Origin of the sequence: Campylobacter sp. JMF_04 NA10 (assembly GCF_027737655.1) — a bacterium.
Classification (GTDB): Bacteria; Campylobacterota; Campylobacteria; order Campylobacterales; family Campylobacteraceae; genus Campylobacter_B.
The window spans coordinates 50,962-67,580 of record NZ_JAOVTZ010000004.1 but is presented as its reverse complement, the minus strand read 5'-3'; the positions used below and the strand labels follow the sequence as shown (position 1 = coordinate 67,580).

Here is a 16,619-nt window from a genome sequence, read left to right as displayed (position 1 = left end):
TGAGCGCAAATAGCGATTAAAGCACTCAAATTCTTATTTTTTCAAATTTACAAATCCGCTAGTTTGCAACTAGAAGTTATCGCAAATTTGGTCAAAAATGCCTTGTTTTCGCGATCGATCCTGCGAAGCTCGTCGATTTGGGCTGGGTCGTATTCGTGCGAAAAATCAAGGTCTTCTAGCGGAAATAGCGCCTTTTCAAGCTCCTTGCTCAAAGCCTTTATGCGCGCGCCGTCTTTGCAAGCTTCGAGCGATTTATGCAAATCTTGCATGATTTGTTCTGCCTTTTGGGGCGCGACCTTCATCGGCGTAAATTCCGCGCCAAAAACGCAGGCGCAAAACGCGCAAATTAAAGCGATTTTTCTCATTAGTAATCATCTCCGTCGATGTTGTTGTAGTTTAGCCCCTCGCCATCATCATAGCTATAATCGTCCTCGTCATAAGCGTAATTGTAGCCCTCTTCGCCCTCGATTATATCCTCATCGTAATCGTCTAAATCCTCGTATTCTTCGAAGTCTTCGTCAAACTCTCTCATCTTCTCCTCCTTCACTAAATTTCGGGTTATCATAATCAAATTTTGGTAATTTTTCAACATACAAGCTCTGCGACGGGAAGGCAAATTCTAGCCCGTTGTTCTCGACAATCTGCATGATTTTAAACAAAATATCCTCTTTAATCTGCAAATAATCATCTCTCATAACGGTTTTTGTGAAACAATACACCAAGATATTAACAGAACTATCGCCGAAGCTATCAAGCACCACATTCATCGTGCTTTTATAGCCCGCTAGATCGTCGATTGAGACCATGTTTTGGCGTGAGCGCATACGAAAATCGCGCGAATTTGTCGCACTATCACCAGATTGGGCGATTCTCGGGTGCGCTTTTAGCATTTCTTTGATATCTTCGATACACTTTCTAAGCTGTTCTGATCTAGCAGAGTATGTCACGCCCACGATGATATTGATATGACGGCCGACTTTGCGGCGGTTCCAGTTTTTGATATTTTGCGCCATAATGTTTGCATTTGGCACGAAAACAAGGGCATTATCAAAGGTTCTAATCGTGGTTTTTCTAAACCCAGTCTCCACGACCGTGCCCTCTATGTCGCCCACTACGACATGATCGCCTTGGGAGAAGGAATTATCAAACAAAAGCATGATTGATTGGAAGAAATTTGCGATAATATCCTTGGTCGCAAACGCAATCGCCAAACCTCCAATTCCAAGTGAAGCTAAAATTGCGCTAACATCGAATCCTAGCCGTTTTAAAATAAGCAAAAGAGCAATTATTACTACGATAATATATAAAATTTTGATAACCAAATTTATAACATCTTTTCTAACGCCCTTTTTAGCGATATTTCCTAGCACGATTATGCCGTATCCGTCGATGATTTCGATGATGACCCACGCCCACAAAATGACATAGATTATCGACAAAATGCTAGCAAACCTTATCGGCACAGGGGCTGGATAGAAAAATATCACCAGCGAAATATCTATCGAATACGCTATCAAAAGCACGCCAAGCGGGCGTTTTATCGTGGCTACGACCTGCTCTTTTATGGTTTCTTTATCAATGGCTGTGGAGCGATTGATGATTTTAAAGACGAAATAAATCAAATTTGCTAGCACCCTGCGAAGCGAGTAGAAAAAGAGCATTATCGCGCTAATTAGCACGATTTTGCCGAAATTTATGCGTCTATCTTTGATAGGGGAAATTTCATTTATGCTATCAATTGCGGATTTGAAATTTAGGCTAGTAAAAATCACGCTGGACGCGAGCAAATCAGCATTTGAGTGCAAATAGGATAAAATTTCCTCGTAAGTTGCTTTATCATTTTTAAGCTCGCTAAATTTAGCCACGAAATTTTCGGTATCTTCTTGCGATTTTAGGGCTTCTTTTAGCTTGGAAGTTTTATCTAGCGAATACTCCGAAATCCTGCTAAGCGCGTCCTCTAAGCTCATTTTTAGCTCATCTTTGCTCGCACCATTTACAAAAAGATTATCGAGTTTTAAAATTTCTTGATAAAAAATATCCCCAAGCGCCATTCTATCGGCACTAACCGCCGCGCTTACATACTCAATCGAATTTTGCTTTTTCGCAAATTTCGCCAGCGTATCCTCGATATTTTTCTTAATCTCAGCGTATTTTAAAAGCCCTTCCCTGCTTAGCGTATTATTCGTAATCGCCATAGGAACGCTCTCTAAAAGCTTTGCTTTGTTTTCTTTGAGAGTTTTTAGCGAGCTATCTGTGGCGTTGGCTTCGCCTTTTGGCGAGATAGCAAGGATTTTTTTGTTTATCTCTTTGATCTCATTTACCACGCGGTAAAAGGAATTTGCGCCGTTTGTTTCGTTTGCGTTAAGTTCGTTTTGTGCGACCTTATTTACGATTATATCATAGACTTCGCTTTTGTTCGCATCAGCCCCTGAAACCTCGCTCAAAAACTCTTCGACTTCCTTTTTTTTCTCTTCTAAATTTGGCGCAGGAACTGCGCTTTGGCTCGAATTTTGCTCGGTTAGGTTTGCTTCGCTTTTATTCGCTTCTGCGTAGATAAAATTTAGGCAAAGCGCACTAATCAAAAAGCTGATGAGAAATTTTTTCATAGTCATAATCCTTGTTTAATAGCGCAAAATGGTCATTGTGCGGGTCGTAGTTGAAAATTTCGCCCGTTTCGATGATATAGTGCCAGCCAAAAATTTTAATCTCGCCTGCCATATAACCCTCTTTGACATTTGGGTAGCTTAGCAGATTTCGTATCGAATTTACGATATTTAGGCGTTCGGCTAGCCACTCTGCTTTGGCTTTATCATTAATGCAATTTTTTGAAATTTCATCTTTTACCCCAGACATCAAATTTATCCACTTTTTCACATTTGGGGTTTTTTGTAGTTTTGTCTCGTCATAAAACAGCGCCGCGCAACCCCCGCAGTTGCTGTGTCCGCAAACAATGATTTGCTTGATCCCTAAGGCATACAGCGCGTATTCGATAGCAGCAGTGGTAGCGACGAAATCATCACTAACGCGATATGGCGGGACGATGTTTGCGATATTTCGCACTACAAACATCTCTCCCGGCTTCGTCGAAGTTATGAGCCCTGGCACCACGCGCGAATCCGAACACCCGATAAAAAGCGTGTGCGGGGTCTGCGTATTTGCCAAAGAGCTAAAAAGCTCGGCGTGCTCGGCGTAGTTTTCTTCCATAAATTTAATTGCACCATTGATTAGTTGTTCAGCCAAAATTCTCTCCTTTTTAAAAAACGGCTGATTATATATTGCTTTTTTAAATAGAAAAAATTTTAGCTATTTATTATATATTTGGTAAAATTTTGCTAAACTCCCTACCCAAAATTAAAAAAAGGAGAAAAAATGAGTCTTTACGATAGAAATCATCTTACTAGCGAATACGACGCGAGCTACGATGCGCCATTAGAGCAAGGCAGAGTTAGCAAACTCATCAAAGAAACTTATGCTCTTTTAACAGCTTCTATGGTCGCAGCCGCCGCTGGTGCGTATGTAGCGATGAGCACAGGCGTAGCAATGGGGCTAAATCCACTGCTATATTTTATTTTGATGATTGGTTTGATTTTTGCAATGCAATTTGCCGTAAATCGTGAGCAAAACACGCTTGCGCTAGTTTTACTTTTTGCCTTTACATTTATCACAGGTCTTACGCTAGGTAAGGTTTTATCGCTTTATATCGGTGCTGGTATGGGTGGCGTAGTAACGCAAGCTTTCGTGGCTACTGCGGTTACATTTGGCGCACTTACTGTGTATGCGATGAACTCAAAAGTCAATGTCGATGGCTGGGGCAAACCGCTATTTATCTCGCTAATCGCAGTGATTATCATCGGATTTTTGAACTACTTTTTCTTCAAAAGTTCGCTTGTGAGCCTAGGAATTTCTGGTTTTAGCGCGCTTTTGTTTTCGTTTTATATCATTTATGATACTAAAAATATCATCAACGGCGTCTATACTTCGCCAATCATGGCAGCCGTGAGTATGTATCTAAATATCTACAATCTTTTTATGTCACTTCTTAATATCCTTGGCTTTGCAAACAGGGATTAAAATTTAGGGCGCAAATTTGGCGCCCTTAACTTAAAATTTATATTTTTTTCATTATAATGCCAAATTCAATTTTTTTCAAAGGTTAATATTGTGACTACTTTATTTTTGGTTTTACAAGTAATTTTTGCTATCGTAATAACAATCGCTGTGTTGTTACAAAAAAGCTCATCTATCGGTCTTGGCGCATATAGCGGAAGCAACGAAAGCCTATTTGGCGCAAAGGGACCTGCTGGATTTTTGGCTAAATTTACAGCGTTTATGGGAATTTTATTTGTGGCAAACACTCTTGCTTTGGCATATTTTTATCAACAAGACGCAAAATCATCAGTAATCGACCGCGTCAAAGTAGAACAAAAACAAAGCGAAGCGCCGAAAAACGCCGTTCCAGCCGTGCCAAGCGCACCAAAGGCAAATAGCTTAAATGTAAAACCTTCGTTTGATAACGCAGCTAATGCTTTGCAAAATGGAGCAGAAAAAATTTCAGAAGCAGTTGAAAACAACGCTAGCGTGGCAGTAGAAGCTGTAAAACAAAGCATAGAGGGCGTAGAAAACAATATCTCACAAGCTAGCGAAAAAATCGAACAAAAAGCTAGCGAGCTTGGCGCAGCAATCGAGGGCAACGCCACAGAGGCTCTCAAAACTCTAAGCGATCAAAACCAATCAAAATAATTCTAAATTTTTGCATTTAAAAATGTCAAATTTCGCATTTTTAAATGCAACTCTTATTTTTTTTACGCTACAATTCACAAATTTTTCTTACAAAGGATTTTAATGTTAGACTCTATTTATAAAGACCAGAAATCGCACTGCGACAAAGCTATTGAAGCCCTTAAAAAGGACTTTGGGACACTTCGCACTGGCAAGGTAAATATAAATATCCTAGACCACATTACGGTTGATTACTACGGAAGCCAAACTCCACTCAATCAAGTCGCTACCGTTTTGGCGACAGACGCTGTTACGATTACAATCACGCCTTGGGAAAAACCAATGCTAAAAACGATTGAAAGCGCGATTGCAGCGGCAAATATCGGCGTTAATCCGAACAACGACGGCGAGGCTGTGAAGCTGTTTTTCCCACCGATGACAGTAGAACAAAGACAAGAAAACGCCAAAAAAGCCAAAGCAATGGGCGAAAAGGCAAAAATCAGCATTAGAAATATCAGAAAAGACGCAAACGACGAGGTTAAAAAACTAGAAAAAGACAAAGCTATTAGCGAAGATGACGCTAAAAAAGGCTACGATGAAGTGCAAAAAATCACCGATAACTACTCAGCCAAAATCGATGACGCCGTCAAAGCCAAAGAGGCAGAGTTATTGAAGGTTTGATAATGGAAATCGAAAAAATTTACAAAGAAAACGGCGCGTATTTACACGGGCATTTTTTGCTCAGTAGCGGAAACCACTCCGAATACTACCTCCAAAGCGCGAAAGTCCTCGAAAACCCTGCCCTGGCTGGGGAATTAGCAAGCGAACTAGCGGGCGTCATAAAAGATGCTGGCATTAGCTATGATAGCGTATGCTCGCCAGCACTTGGCGGAATTTTGGCTGGTTACGAGCTAGCCAAGCAAGCTGGCAAACGCTTTATTTTTACTGAGCGCGTCGAAAAGGTTATGAGCCTAAGACGCGGTTTTGAAGTCAAAAAGGGCGAAAAATTCGTCATTTGCGAAGATATCATCACCACAGGTGGCTCAGCATTAGAGAGTGCGAAAATCATCGAAAGCCTTGGTGGCGAGGTTGTAGCTTTTGCAGCCCTTGCAAACCGCGGATTTTGCGCAGTGGCAAATTTAGGCAACTCGCGCCATGAAAGTTGCAAACTCCCATTTGACAAACCACTTTTTACGCTTGGAAATTTCAGCTTCGAAATTTACGAGCCAAATTCCTGCCCGCTTTGCAAAAACGGAAGCGTGGCAATCAAACCCGGTTCGCGCGGAAACTAAATTTCGCGCGAAATGTAAATTTATTCAAGGAAATTTAAGTGGCAAAGCAAAAAGCGGTAATCGCGCCAGTGTTTTTACGCATAAAGGCCTTTATCGTCGATATGTTTTTCATCGCAATGCCACTTTTTTATATCACGACCTACCTTGTTTTGGGCTCGAAAGAGGCTTTTCAAAGTAACCAAATCGCAATCGCACTAATCTGGCTAGCTTACGGGGCAATCTGCGCGGTTTTTTACGCCAAATCAGCCCAAAGCCCTGGCTATAAATTTTCAAATATCTATCTTATTGATCTTCGCTCTGGGCGCAAAATTTCATTTTTTCGCGCGTTTTTGCGCTTTTTGTGCTTTATTTTGGCTGGATTTAGCATGATTGGGCTATTAATCTGCTTTTTTCGCAAAGATAGGCTCTGTCTGCACGATATCCTAACCCACACAGCAGCCGTGAGGAAAAGCGACAATGGCTGAGATTTGCGGTATCGACGAGGCTGGCAGAGGCTGTATCGCAGGGCCTTTGTGCGTGGCAGGCTGTGTTTTGCATGCCCAAATTTCAGGGCTAAATGACAGCAAAAAACTAAGCGAAAAAAAACGCGAAGAACTATTTGAAAAAATCGTTAAAAACTCAAATTTTAAAATAGTCGAATTTTCTAGCGCCAATGTCGATAAAATGGGGCTTAGCGCGTGTTTAAAAAGCGCGCTTGAAGAGATTGTGGCGCACTTTGGGGAGCAAAATTTTGATATTATTTTTGACGGAAATTCCAAATTTGGCGCAAGTGGATTTCGCACCATGGTGGGGGCTGACGCCAAAATCGCAGAGGTAAGCGCAGCCTCGATTTTAGCGAAGGTTACGCGCGATCGCAAAATGAAAGAAATCGCAAAAGCTTACCCACAATACGGCTTCGCAAAAAACAAAGGATACGGCGCAAAAGCCCATATCGAGGCGATTAAAAAATTTGGCTACACAGAATTTCACCGCAAATCATATCGCCTCAAAGCCTTAGAGGCGACACTTTTTGATTAAAATTTTAAATCACATTGAATAAACATTAAATTTTTTGCCATAAAATAGCGAAATTTTTTATGGGGGCAAATTTTGCTTAAAAAAATTATTTTGATTTTCGCGCCATTTTTTTTAATGGCTAGTTGGGAAGAAGTCGCTGTAAAGGGACTAGATGTGATGATAAGCGCCAATGTCGGCGACAGCGAAAATTTCAAACGCTCTCTTTCTTCGCTCATCGAGCGCGCCGCGAGAGAATACGCCAAATCAGGCATAACGCAATACGAGCTAGATTTGCCAAATTTCATCGCCAAAAAAACGAGCCCAAACTCCCCTGCTGCGCGCACTATGCGTCGCTCACTAACCCAAAGCCTAACCCCTGCAATCCCAAATTTAAAGCAAATTTTGCAAACCAAAATCTCAGCTATGGACGAAAACTCCACGCAGGCCATAATGCGTGGCGAGCTAAGCCTAGCGCATTATATGAGGGTTAATGCCTTTAATGAAATTTACGCCGCCTTGCGCCCAAATATCGAAAACCTTGCCAGCGACACAAGCTTTGCCAAAAGCTACAAAAACGCCACAGGAAGCGAGATCGGAGATGATTTTGCGAACGAATTTACAAGCGAGTTTTTAAACGACGCATTTGATAAACTAGTCGCCCACGAGCGCGAATTTCGCAACAGCACAGAGGCGATGTTTAATATCCTAAAAACTATTCGCTAGCTTATGCGCACTAAATTTAACCAGCCAAATTCAACCCTTATTTGGGAGCTTGCCCTAATTTGCGTCGCGCTGATTTGGGGTAGCACATTTATCCCCGTCCAGCGCGCCACTGCAAACGCTGATATTTTTAGCTTTTTGTTTTGGAGATTTTTGCTCGCTAGCGTTTTTATGTATCTTGCGAGCCTGAAATTTAAGCCTAAATTCGACACAAAAACCATATTTTTCGGCATTTTTTGCGGGCTAATGCTATTTTTTGACTTTACCTGCCAGACCTTTGCCCTGCGCTACACTCTATCATCATCGGTAGCCTTTATTTTGGGGCTTAATGTCATTATGGTGCCATTTATGATGTATGCGTTTTTTCGCAAAAGTGTCGGAATTTTCGCTTTTTTGGGCGCTGGCGTGGCAGTTTTGGGGCTGTTTTTTCTAAGTGGGGCTAGCAATGTTGGCTTTAACCTTGGCGAGCAACTCACGCTAATCTCAGCCTTTATGTATGCCCTGCACATCGTATTTACCGGCGTTTGCGCTAGGAGATGCAACCTGCACGGCTTTGTGGTGATGCAGTTTGTTTGCGTGAGTGTTTGCACGCTTTTTGCCGCGATTTCCACACCACACGAAAATTTCGCAAATTCCATAAATTTAATCGGAAATTTGACATTTTCCTTCAAATTTGACTTCATTTTCGCCCTGATTTTAACCTCGATTTTCGCCACTGTTTTTGCATTTTTTATCCAAACACTAGCCCAAGAAAAGGGCGTCAGTGAGATTAAAACGGTGCTTATTTTCACACTCGAACCACTTGGGGCTGGCGTGCTGGGATATATTTTTGGCGAAAAGTTAAGCCCGCTTCAAATCACGGGCGCAGGACTCATACTAGCAGGAATTTTACTAAGCGAGCTTGGCGGGATTTTAAGCGCGAAATTTCGCAATAAGCGCAGTGGCGAAAAAGCAGACCGAAGCGATTAAAATTATCGCTGCACCGCTTGTGAGATTGTAAAAATAGCTTAGCGCTAGCCCACTAAGGCAAAAAATCGCAGAAATTATCACAGCGCTTATCATCATAATGCCTAAATTTTTTGAAATTTTCTCCGCGATAAATGGCGGGATTGTCATCAGCGAAATGACTAGTATCAGCCCCACAATCTGGATTGCGCTTACAATCGCAAAGCTCGCCATTATCACTAAAACATAGTAAAACACGCTCGTATTTACCCCACGAAGCGTGGCAAACTCTCTATCGAAGCTAATCGCCAAAAACTGCCTATAAAAGCAGATTATAATCAGCACAAAAACAGCGTCGCAAATGAGAGTGAAATTCAAGGTCGCGCTATCAATAGCCAAAATCGAGCCAAACAAAAAGCTCATCAAATCGCTTTTATAACCCGGCGCAAGGTCAGCAAAAATAATCCCCAGAGCCATACCAAAAGCCCAAATTGCGCCAATTATGGCGTCAAATCGTTCGTTATTTCTAGCCGTGATATATGCAATTATCAGAGCCAAAAGTAGCGAAAACACGCTCGCGCCCAAAAGTGGCGAAAATCCAAAATATATCGCCATACCGACCCCGCCATACGCCCCGTGCGCGATTCCACCGGCGATGAAGCTCATTTTATTTATGACGATCAATGAGCCTATCACGCCACAAATCACGCTGACTAAAAGTGCGCCTATTAGGGCATTTCGCATAAATTCCAAGGCCAAAATTTCACTCATGCTCGTCCCCGCAGTGGCAGTCATTTAGCGCAAGCTCGACCGAGCAAAAATGCCCATGCTCCTCGCGCAGGTGTTTTAAAAACTTCGCCCTCCCACTCGGATGCACGCTGTGCATGTGAAGCGAACCACCACTGACATAAACAGCGCGGTTTGCGTAATTTAGCGCCAAATTTAGATCATGGCTAATCATAATAATGCCCGTGCCCTCTGAATTTAGGCTTTTTAATAGCTCATAAATCTGCACCTGCCCCATAGTATCGATACTAGCCAAAGGTTCGTCCAAAAGCAAAATTTTAGCGTTTGCGCACAGAGCGCGCGCGATATAGACCCGCTGTCTCTGCCCCCCACTTAGCTCGCTGATTTTTGCCTCGCCAAGATCTCTCATACCCACTCGCTCCAAGGCTTCAAGGGCTTTTAGGCGATCTTTTTTGGTGTAAAATCCAAAAATTTTTTTATCTATTAGCCCCATTAAAACCACATCAGCCACGCTGATTGGAAAGCTTTTGTTAATAGCGATGAATTGGGGCACATAGCCGATTTGCTTCCTAGCAGCAACTGGGGATTTGCCAAGCACTTCGATTTTGCCACTATCTGGCCTTAAAAGTCCCAAAATCAGGCGCAAAAGCGTGCTTTTACCACTACCATTGGGGCCAAAAATTGATAAAAAATCATTGATTTCATACTCTAAATTTATCGAATTTAAAATTTGGCGCTTTTCGTAAGAAAACGAAAGGTTGCTAAGCTTTACGGCGCTCATTTTTGCGCCCCCGCAGCCGAAATTTCATCTATTAATTTTTTAAGCTCGCTTTGCCACTCATAGCTTAAAAAATCGATTTGTGTAAGCTTTGCGCCTGTTTGGGTGGCTAGGATTTGCGCTGCCTTGCTTGCAAACTGCGGGCTAGTGAAAATCACGCCGATTTTTTCATCATTTGCTAGCCTTATCAAATCCGCCAAATCAGCCGGTTTTGGCTCGCCCCCACCTTGCTCAACTGCAATTTGCGTGAGATTATACCTGCGCGCGAAATACCCAAGTGTAGGGTGATAAATGATAAATTTCGCCCCAGATAAATTTGATAAATTTTGCAAGGCATAAGCGTGAAGCTCGTCTAATTCTGCCTCAAATTTAGCCAAATTTTGCTCGTATTTGGCGCAGTTTGCGCCATTTAGTTCGCATAAATTTTTAGCGATATTTTGCGAAATTTGTTTTACCAAAATCGGATCTAGCCAAATGTGCGGATCGGCTCCGTCGTGGGCGTGTTCGGCGTGGTCGCCCTGCTCCTCGTGTTTTTCGGCGCGAGTATCACCCTCGCCAACTTCCTCGTGCGTTTCGCCCAAATTTTCAAAATTTACCTTCTCTATCCCTGCGCTTAAATCGTAAAATTTCACCCCGCTAGCGTTTGCGCTAAACCTTTTTAACCACACCTCATCAAACTCCGTGCCTATCCCAAAATACGCCACGCTCTTTGCGATATCACGCATTGTGGCGGGTTTGGGCTCGTATGTGTGAGGATCTGCGCTCTTATCCACGACACTTTTTATCACAAAATCATCATCTGCGATTTTTTGCGCGAAATATCTCACAGGCTCGATTGTTACGCTAATTTGCGCCAAATCTTGGGCAAAATTTGCGCTAAATAAAAATGGGATTATCAAAAATTTGGGCAAAATTTTCATAAATTCTCCTTGTAAAACTGATGATTATATCATTTATAATAGAAATTTTGGTATTATTGCGAGAATTTGAGGTCGTTATGGAAAATATCTGGGACAAAAAAGCCGAAACTTACGCTAAATTCGATACAAATTTAAATGAATTTGGACAAAATTTATTTAAATTTATTGAAGATGAGGGCATAAATTTTGCAAACAAAAGCGTCATCGACATAGGCGCAGGAACCGGCGTGTATTCACTATATATCGCTACTTTGGGCGCTAAGCTTTACGCTCTTGATAGCGCGAAGGCAATGCTTGGCGTTCTTAAAAACAGCGCGCAAAAATATGGCATTAATGTGGAGCAAATCATAAACGATGATTTTGCGAATTTTACCCAGAAAAATGAGCTTAAATTTGACATTGCGTTTTTGAGTATGAGCCCTGCACTGCGCACTAAGCAGGACTTTGATATGTTTTTAAATCTAGCAAAACGCAAAATTTATGTAAATTGGGCGAGCGAGCGAAATTCCTCGATGTTATCGCCGATTTTCGCGCATTTTGGGATAAAAAAATCTAGTCTAAATTTAACCACGCAAAATTTCGAGTTGAATTTAAAAAACAAAAATATCCCTTACAAATCGCGCGAGATTAGCGAAAGGCGCATACAAAGGCGAAATTTAAGCCAAGCAGTGCAAAATGCGCTGTGGCATTTGGGGGTAAATGGCGCAAATATCAGCGAAAAGGCGCTAGAAAATCTTTTGGAAAAACAGGTAAAAAATGGGATTATCACAGATGAAATCAACGCTACTTTCAAAGCTTTTATTATTTAGCATTGTCCCTATTTTAGGCATTTGCGATGATATTTTCACACCGCTGAAAATGCCAGCGTTTAGCCCCGAAAAAGCTAGCCTTGGCATGAAGCTTTACCGCGACGCTAAATTTAGCGAGCAAAAGCGCTCTTGCGATAGCTGCCACAATCTATACCTAAACTCATCGGGCGCTAGCGTGCGAAATGGCGAAATCCCCACAATCCTAAACGCCTATTATATCGAGCGATACTCGGGTGGAAACTTTTTCCCTAGCCTAAATGAGCGCATTAAAACCTCGGTTTTAAGCCCCAAAGAGTTAGCCTCATCAAAAGAGAAAATCGAGCTAATAATCACCCAAAATATAGCCTATAAACGCGAATTTAAAAAGCTCTATGGCAAGGCAAATTTCGAAAATTTCGTCGATGCCTTGGGTGAGTATCTAAAATCAAAAACCACGATAAATTCTAAATTTGACCGCGTTTTGCGCGATGAGGAAAAATTCAGCGAAAGCGAATTTAAGGGCTATTTGCTCTTTATCGAGCTGTGTTCGTATTGCCACAATGGCGCGAATTTAGGCACCAACTCATACGCCAAAGTGCCTAATAAAAACCTAAATTTCAACCCAAACACAAGGATTGCAAACTATCGAAGCCACACTTACAAAAGAGTGCCGACCCTGCGAAATATCACCAAAACAGCCCCTTACATAAACGGCGAGTATTCACTAGCGCGCTCGATTAAATTTTTGTTCCGCGATATGTTTGATTACAGCTTAAATGATGATGATTTACAAAATTTGCTGGATTTTTTGGCGACATTATAAGGAGTTATGATGAAAAAATTATTTTCAAATTTTAACCAAATTAGTAAAGACACCATAAACTGGATAATCATGAGTATTATCATGATAATAAGCCTTAGCTTCGCGCTAAGTTACTTTATCTCGCTAAAAAATGTCTCCGACTACAACGCCGTAACACGCCAAATGACGATGATTTATGACGCGAATACTAGGCTAAATACGCTCTTTTCCTCTGATAAACCTAGCCGCGATTTTAGCTCGATTAACGAAAATATGAAAGTCGTGTATAACACCCTAGATACGCTGGGGCAAAATCCGTTAATCTTGGATAATTCATTTAGCAACGATGTCGAGTATCTAAAAACAGCTTTTGCTGAAAAAATCAAACTCATCGACGAGCTAGGCGCGCTAAATTCGCAAAATAGCGTTATCTTGCACGCGATAGAGCAAAAATACATCAACCCAAACTCGCGCTATGAAGTGGTAAATATTTTCTCGCAAATCACGCAGCTAAATTACAATAACTACACCGAAATTTACGCCATAAAAGAAAAAATAAAATACATAACTCCGCAAAATTTAACCGAGCAAAATTTCTTAAAAAACGCAAATTTGGTGCTTGATAATCTCACTAAGCTAAATTTAATCATCACCCGAAACGAAAGTGCAATCAACGGCAAATTCAAGGATTTAAGGGAAAAATTTGCGAATTTCAACGCCGAATTTTATAACTCATTTTCCGAAATGACTATGGTTTTTACCGCGATATTTTTGACATTTTTGCTCATCACTTACATGGTAAATTCAGACGCAATCAGCAAAAAACAAAAACTCCGCCCATACAAAGCCCTAGTCGATAGGGACGAAAACGCCGTGTTTTTGCTAAATCATAAATTTCAAATCACCTACGCTAACAAGCAAGTAACCGAAATGTTTGGCTACAAACTAGACGAGCTAAAAGGCAAGGATATCGGCATAATCGCAGCTAGCGAGGACCATGCCAAATTCGAAAAAAAACTTAAAGAAGAAAGCGATAAGATTGGATATTTCACGCAGCAGCTGCGTTTGCTAGATAAAAATGGCACGCCGATTAACTCCAAAATAAAGCTCTCAAAATTAGACGAAAAGTCCAAACACCCGCACTATGGCGTTTTCATCAAAGATATGCGCCCAAATGAGGCTATGCAAGCTAGCCTAGCAGCAGCAGAGCAAACCCTGCTCGAACAAGGCTATGTCGATAAAATGACAAATTTCGGTAGCGAACTAGCCCTAAATGAAAGGATAATCAAACCAGAGATAGAAGGCTATATCATCTACCTAACAATCGCGAATTTTGATAATCTTAGACTATTTTATTCTAGCGATATTACTAGCCAAATCATAAAGGTATTTGCAAGGTCGCTTGATTTGTTTTTGGTCACAGAAAAAATCCCAGCCCAGCCATTTCGTATGCAAGGCGATGAATTTTGCCTATTTTATCCCGTTCATAAAGCTAGCAAAGAAAATATCGATAATAGAATTATTGTCGCAAATCATGTGCGCAAAATCATCGCAAAATTTACAAACCAACAGACCAAAATCGCAACCAAAGCTGGCGACATAAGCGTAACGATAAATGTCGTGGCTGGCGTAAGTAGCAACAAAGACAATAATCGCGCTACAAGGGTGTTTCAAGCGGTCATGGCGATGTATGAAGCACAGCAAAAAAACGAGAATTTGGAGTATTACCGCCCAAACAACCCAATCGAGCTAAAATACACCCAAAACCAGCTTATGATAAACACAATCCAGCAAGCAATCAAAACAAACCATGTATTCGTGCTCGTCCAGCCGATTTTCGATATCTCAAAATCAGATCCAAACGGCAGGGAATACGGCACGCAAAGGACAAATTTCGTCCCTCTTGTCTATGAAATTTTAATCCGTCTAATCGATGATTCTGGCAGGGTTAGGCACCCGGGCGAGTTTATGGATGTCGCAAAACAGGCCTCACTTTACACTTCGCTGACAAAAATCGTAATCGAGGAGGCATTTAGGCTAATCGAAAATTTCCCAAATTCGAAATTTAGTATAAATTTGTCGTTTTTCGATATCGCAAACAACGAAATTCGCGCACTTTTGGAAGAAAAATTAGCAAAGGCAAAAAACGCGAAAAATCTCTTTATCGAAATTTTAGAGAGCGAGGAATTCGACGATTACGATAGCCTGCGAAAGTTTATCGCCACAGCCAAAAACCGCGGCTGTAAGATAGCTATCGACGACTTTGGCTCGGGGTATTCAAACTACTACCGCGTTTTGACGCTCGATGTGGATTTCATCAAAATCGATGGCGCACTCATCAAAGATATCGTAGCTGATGAGAGCTCGCGCGCGATTGTGGAGACTATCACAGCCTTTGCGAAAAACAGAAACTATGAAATCATCGCAGAATATGTCGAAAACCACCAAATTTCGACGATTTTGGAGAGCATGGGCATAAAATACATGCAAGGATTTTTTTACAGCAAACCAATGGAACCATCAAAAATCGCTGTGTAAGCTATATTTACAAGGAAATGCGAAGCATTTCCGAAAAATAAAACCAGCTAAATTTAAAGCGAAGCTTTAAATTTAGCCACCTTAAAAGCGTCGTCGGGGGTTGGGGGATTGTAAGGGGGAAGGGGCGCGACCTCGCAATTGGGGCCCCCTTCCCCCTTACAGAGAATTTCACGGCGCAGGTTAAATTCAAAAAATCGTTCAATGCAAAATTTAAGTAGAATTTTGCTTTAAATTTTACTGGATTGCTTCGGCGATAAATCGCCTCGCAATGACAAATCAAATAATACGCTCAATCTGTCATTGCGAGAATTTTGCGTAAGCAAAATTCGTGGCAATCTACGAGCATAAAATTCAGGGGCAGTGTTTTTGCAAAATTTTACCCATTTTTTCTGTTATACAAAATCGAGCAAACAAAGGCAGAAAAAATAAAAATTATCCCCAGTGTGCCGGTTATCACCTCGCTGATTTCAAATTCGAGCTTGATAAACATAATCGCTGCAAGCGTGCCAATCGCATAATGCGCGCCGTGTTCTAAAAAAATAAACTTCGCCAGCGTGCCACGCTCGACCAAATATATCGTGAGTGAGCGCACAAACATCGCCCCAGCCCCAAGTCCTAGCATGATAATAAAGATATTGTTGCTTAGCGCAAACGCCCCAATCACGCCGTCAAAGCTAAAACTAGCGTCTAGCATTTCGAGGTAAATAAAGCCGTTTAGGCCGTTTCTAACGCCACCAGCACTAAAAATTTTATCAAACGACTTTATCAAAATAAACAAAATTATCGCGCTAAAATAAGCAATAATCGCTGTTTTTGAGGGTATTAAAACAGCCAAAACTGCGCCTAAAATCACAGCGAGTAAAATTTCAAATTTTGGGAAATTTTTGAGCCTTCTTACCAAAGCATTTTCTTCTAAAACCCGTATCCAAGGCTCTCTGTCCTCATCGTCAAAGAAAAAGCTCAAAAACACCATCATCAAAAACGCCCCGCCAAAAATGTAAATGCCGTCTTTATTTTCTTCTAAAATTTCACTATATCGCGCAGGGTTGTTTAGTGCCAAATTTAGGCTCTCAAAAAGCCCCAAATGCGAAGCAGCGCTTACTATGATAATCGGAAATGCGAACCTCATACCAAAAACCGCCACAGGTATGCCCCACACGATAAACCTTTTGCGCCAAAGCGCGTTCATATCCGCTAAGACCTTGGCATTTACCACGGCATTATCGAAGCTAAGGCTGATTTCTAAAATAGATAGTAGCGCGCAAATATACGCCCCAGCGAACCCGCCTAGCCAAAATCCTACCAAAACTGCTACAAAAAATATAAAAAATGATGAATAAAAATAACGCAAATTTTTCCTTTTTTTGAGCGATT

Annotated in this window: 18 protein-coding genes and 1 pseudogene; 11 read left to right on the top strand and 8 right to left on the bottom strand. The window is 41.4% G+C overall.

Going from position 1 to position 16,619, the window contains the following annotated elements; translation table 11 throughout:
- Positions 1–47: 47 nt before the first annotated feature.
- From OFO12_RS06345 to OFO12_RS06330, 4 genes are read right to left on the bottom strand one after another with little or no spacing between them, the layout of a single operon-like run.
- Positions 48–365, bottom strand: coding sequence for a hypothetical protein (locus OFO12_RS06345; protein WP_270869880.1), 318 nt, complete (start codon positions 363–365; stop codon positions 48–50).
- Positions 365–532 (bottom strand): hypothetical protein, encoded by a 168-nt coding sequence (locus OFO12_RS06340; RefSeq protein ID WP_270858667.1) that lies wholly within the window; start codon positions 530–532, stop codon positions 365–367. Before OFO12_RS06340 ends, OFO12_RS06345 begins: the two co-directional genes overlap by 1 nt.
- Positions 519–2,606 carry a mechanosensitive ion channel family protein gene (locus OFO12_RS06335; protein ID WP_270869879.1) on the bottom strand — a complete coding sequence of 696 codons (2,088 nt, stop codon included), beginning with the start codon at positions 2,604–2,606 and terminating at the stop codon, positions 519–521. The genes OFO12_RS06340 and OFO12_RS06335 overlap by 14 nt, the downstream gene beginning before the upstream one ends.
- Positions 2,575–3,204, bottom strand: coding sequence for a carbonic anhydrase (locus tag OFO12_RS06330; RefSeq protein WP_270869935.1), 630 nt, complete (start codon positions 3,202–3,204; stop codon positions 2,575–2,577). Before OFO12_RS06330 ends, OFO12_RS06335 begins: the two co-directional genes overlap by 32 nt.
- A gap of 165 nt (positions 3,205–3,369) precedes the next feature.
- On the opposite strand from OFO12_RS06330, the gene OFO12_RS06325 reads away from it, so the two are divergent.
- The 8 genes and pseudogenes from OFO12_RS06325 (at position 3,370) to OFO12_RS06290 (ending at position 8,696) form a co-directional block, all read left to right on the top strand.
- Positions 3,370–4,071 (top strand): Bax inhibitor-1/YccA family protein, encoded by a 702-nt coding sequence (locus tag OFO12_RS06325; RefSeq protein WP_270869878.1) that lies wholly within the window; start codon positions 3,370–3,372, stop codon positions 4,069–4,071.
- A gap of 90 nt (positions 4,072–4,161) precedes the next feature.
- Positions 4,162–4,482: pseudogene (secG, locus tag OFO12_RS06320) on the top strand (preprotein translocase subunit SecG); the annotation flags it as partial.
- 360 nt (positions 4,483–4,842) lie between these two features.
- Positions 4,843–5,400: a ribosome recycling factor gene (frr, locus tag OFO12_RS06315; RefSeq protein ID WP_270869877.1), complete on the top strand. Its 558-nt coding sequence runs from the start codon at positions 4,843–4,845 to the stop codon at positions 5,398–5,400.
- A 2-nt stretch (positions 5,401–5,402) separates the two neighbouring features.
- Positions 5,403–6,011, top strand: a complete 609-nt coding sequence (gene pyrE / locus OFO12_RS06310; RefSeq protein ID WP_270869876.1) for an orotate phosphoribosyltransferase — start codon at positions 5,403–5,405, stop codon at positions 6,009–6,011.
- A gap of 38 nt (positions 6,012–6,049) precedes the next feature.
- Positions 6,050–6,475, top strand: a complete 426-nt coding sequence (locus OFO12_RS06305; protein ID WP_270869875.1) for an RDD family protein — start codon at positions 6,050–6,052, stop codon at positions 6,473–6,475.
- Positions 6,468–7,028 carry a ribonuclease HII gene (locus OFO12_RS06300; protein WP_270869874.1) on the top strand — a complete coding sequence of 187 codons (561 nt, stop codon included), beginning with the start codon at positions 6,468–6,470 and terminating at the stop codon, positions 7,026–7,028. The genes OFO12_RS06305 and OFO12_RS06300 overlap by 8 nt, the downstream gene beginning before the upstream one ends.
- A 114-nt stretch (positions 7,029–7,142) precedes the next feature.
- Positions 7,143–7,730, top strand: coding sequence for a DUF4197 family protein (locus OFO12_RS06295; protein WP_270869873.1), 588 nt, complete (start codon positions 7,143–7,145; stop codon positions 7,728–7,730).
- A 3-nt stretch (positions 7,731–7,733) separates the two neighbouring features.
- Positions 7,734–8,696 (top strand): DMT family transporter, encoded by a 963-nt coding sequence (locus tag OFO12_RS06290; protein WP_270869872.1) that lies wholly within the window; start codon positions 7,734–7,736, stop codon positions 8,694–8,696.
- On the opposite strand, the gene OFO12_RS06285 is transcribed toward OFO12_RS06290, so the two are convergent.
- The 3 genes from OFO12_RS06285 to OFO12_RS06275 are packed head-to-tail and all read right to left on the bottom strand — an operon-like array spanning position 8,640 to position 11,117.
- Complete coding sequence (locus tag OFO12_RS06285) at positions 8,640–9,443, bottom strand: metal ABC transporter permease (RefSeq protein WP_270865688.1); 804 nt, start codon at positions 9,441–9,443, stop codon at positions 8,640–8,642. The two genes, OFO12_RS06290 and OFO12_RS06285, sit on opposite strands and share 57 nt — an antisense overlap.
- Complete coding sequence (locus OFO12_RS06280; RefSeq protein ID WP_270858657.1) at positions 9,436–10,200, bottom strand: metal ABC transporter ATP-binding protein; 765 nt, start codon at positions 10,198–10,200, stop codon at positions 9,436–9,438. The genes OFO12_RS06285 and OFO12_RS06280 overlap by 8 nt, the downstream gene beginning before the upstream one ends.
- Entirely contained in the window at positions 10,197–11,117 is a 921-nt protein-coding gene (locus OFO12_RS06275; RefSeq protein ID WP_270869871.1) for a metal ABC transporter solute-binding protein, Zn/Mn family, read from the bottom strand. Before OFO12_RS06275 ends, OFO12_RS06280 begins: the two co-directional genes overlap by 4 nt.
- A 20-nt stretch (positions 11,118–11,137) precedes the next feature.
- Here OFO12_RS06275 and OFO12_RS06270 point away from each other — a divergent pair, with 20 nt between their 5' ends.
- The 3 genes from OFO12_RS06270 to OFO12_RS06260 are packed head-to-tail and all read left to right on the top strand — an operon-like array spanning position 11,138 to position 15,245.
- Positions 11,138–11,926 carry a class I SAM-dependent methyltransferase gene (locus OFO12_RS06270; protein ID WP_270869870.1) on the top strand — a complete coding sequence of 263 codons (789 nt, stop codon included), beginning with the start codon at positions 11,138–11,140 and terminating at the stop codon, positions 11,924–11,926.
- A complete protein-coding gene (locus tag OFO12_RS06265; protein WP_270869869.1) occupies positions 11,889–12,728 on the top strand; it encodes a cytochrome-c peroxidase in 840 nt (279 codons plus the stop codon). The genes OFO12_RS06270 and OFO12_RS06265 overlap by 38 nt, the downstream gene beginning before the upstream one ends.
- A gap of 9 nt (positions 12,729–12,737) precedes the next feature.
- Positions 12,738–15,245 carry a sensor domain-containing phosphodiesterase gene (locus OFO12_RS06260; protein WP_270869868.1) on the top strand — a complete coding sequence of 836 codons (2,508 nt, stop codon included), beginning with the start codon at positions 12,738–12,740 and terminating at the stop codon, positions 15,243–15,245.
- A gap of 376 nt (positions 15,246–15,621) precedes the next feature.
- On the opposite strand, the gene OFO12_RS06255 is transcribed toward OFO12_RS06260, so the two are convergent.
- Positions 15,622–16,596 carry a DUF475 domain-containing protein gene (locus OFO12_RS06255; RefSeq protein WP_270869867.1) on the bottom strand — a complete coding sequence of 325 codons (975 nt, stop codon included), beginning with the start codon at positions 16,594–16,596 and terminating at the stop codon, positions 15,622–15,624.
- Positions 16,597–16,619: the final 23 nt, after the last annotated feature.

Coding starts and splice junctions, on each gene's coding strand:
- OFO12_RS06260 (WP_270869868.1), top strand. CDS start 12,738: ATGAAAAAATTATTTTCAAATTTTAACCAAATTAGTAAAGACACCATA.
- pyrE (WP_270869876.1), top strand. CDS start 5,403: ATGGAAATCGAAAAAATTTACAAAGAAAACGGCGCGTATTTACACGGG.
- OFO12_RS06345 (WP_270869880.1), bottom strand. CDS start 365: ATGAGAAAAATCGCTTTAATTTGCGCGTTTTGCGCCTGCGTTTTTGGC.
- OFO12_RS06265 (WP_270869869.1), top strand. CDS start 11,889: ATGAAATCAACGCTACTTTCAAAGCTTTTATTATTTAGCATTGTCCCT.
- OFO12_RS06280 (WP_270858657.1), bottom strand. CDS start 10,200: ATGAGCGCCGTAAAGCTTAGCAACCTTTCGTTTTCTTACGAAAAGCGC.
- OFO12_RS06275 (WP_270869871.1), bottom strand. CDS start 11,117: ATGAAAATTTTGCCCAAATTTTTGATAATCCCATTTTTATTTAGCGCA.
- OFO12_RS06335 (WP_270869879.1), bottom strand. CDS start 2,606: ATGAAAAAATTTCTCATCAGCTTTTTGATTAGTGCGCTTTGCCTAAAT.
- OFO12_RS06270 (WP_270869870.1), top strand. CDS start 11,138: ATGATTATATCATTTATAATAGAAATTTTGGTATTATTGCGAGAATTT.
- frr (WP_270869877.1), top strand. CDS start 4,843: ATGTTAGACTCTATTTATAAAGACCAGAAATCGCACTGCGACAAAGCT.
- OFO12_RS06285 (WP_270865688.1), bottom strand. CDS start 9,443: ATGAGTGAAATTTTGGCCTTGGAATTTATGCGAAATGCCCTAATAGGC.
- OFO12_RS06330 (WP_270869935.1), bottom strand. CDS start 3,204: ATGGAAGAAAACTACGCCGAGCACGCCGAGCTTTTTAGCTCTTTGGCA.
- OFO12_RS06290 (WP_270869872.1), top strand. CDS start 7,734: ATGCGCACTAAATTTAACCAGCCAAATTCAACCCTTATTTGGGAGCTT.
- OFO12_RS06300 (WP_270869874.1), top strand. CDS start 6,468: ATGGCTGAGATTTGCGGTATCGACGAGGCTGGCAGAGGCTGTATCGCA.
- OFO12_RS06325 (WP_270869878.1), top strand. CDS start 3,370: ATGAGTCTTTACGATAGAAATCATCTTACTAGCGAATACGACGCGAGC.
- OFO12_RS06340 (WP_270858667.1), bottom strand. CDS start 532: ATGAGAGAGTTTGACGAAGACTTCGAAGAATACGAGGATTTAGACGAT.
- OFO12_RS06295 (WP_270869873.1), top strand. CDS start 7,143: ATGGCTAGTTGGGAAGAAGTCGCTGTAAAGGGACTAGATGTGATGATA.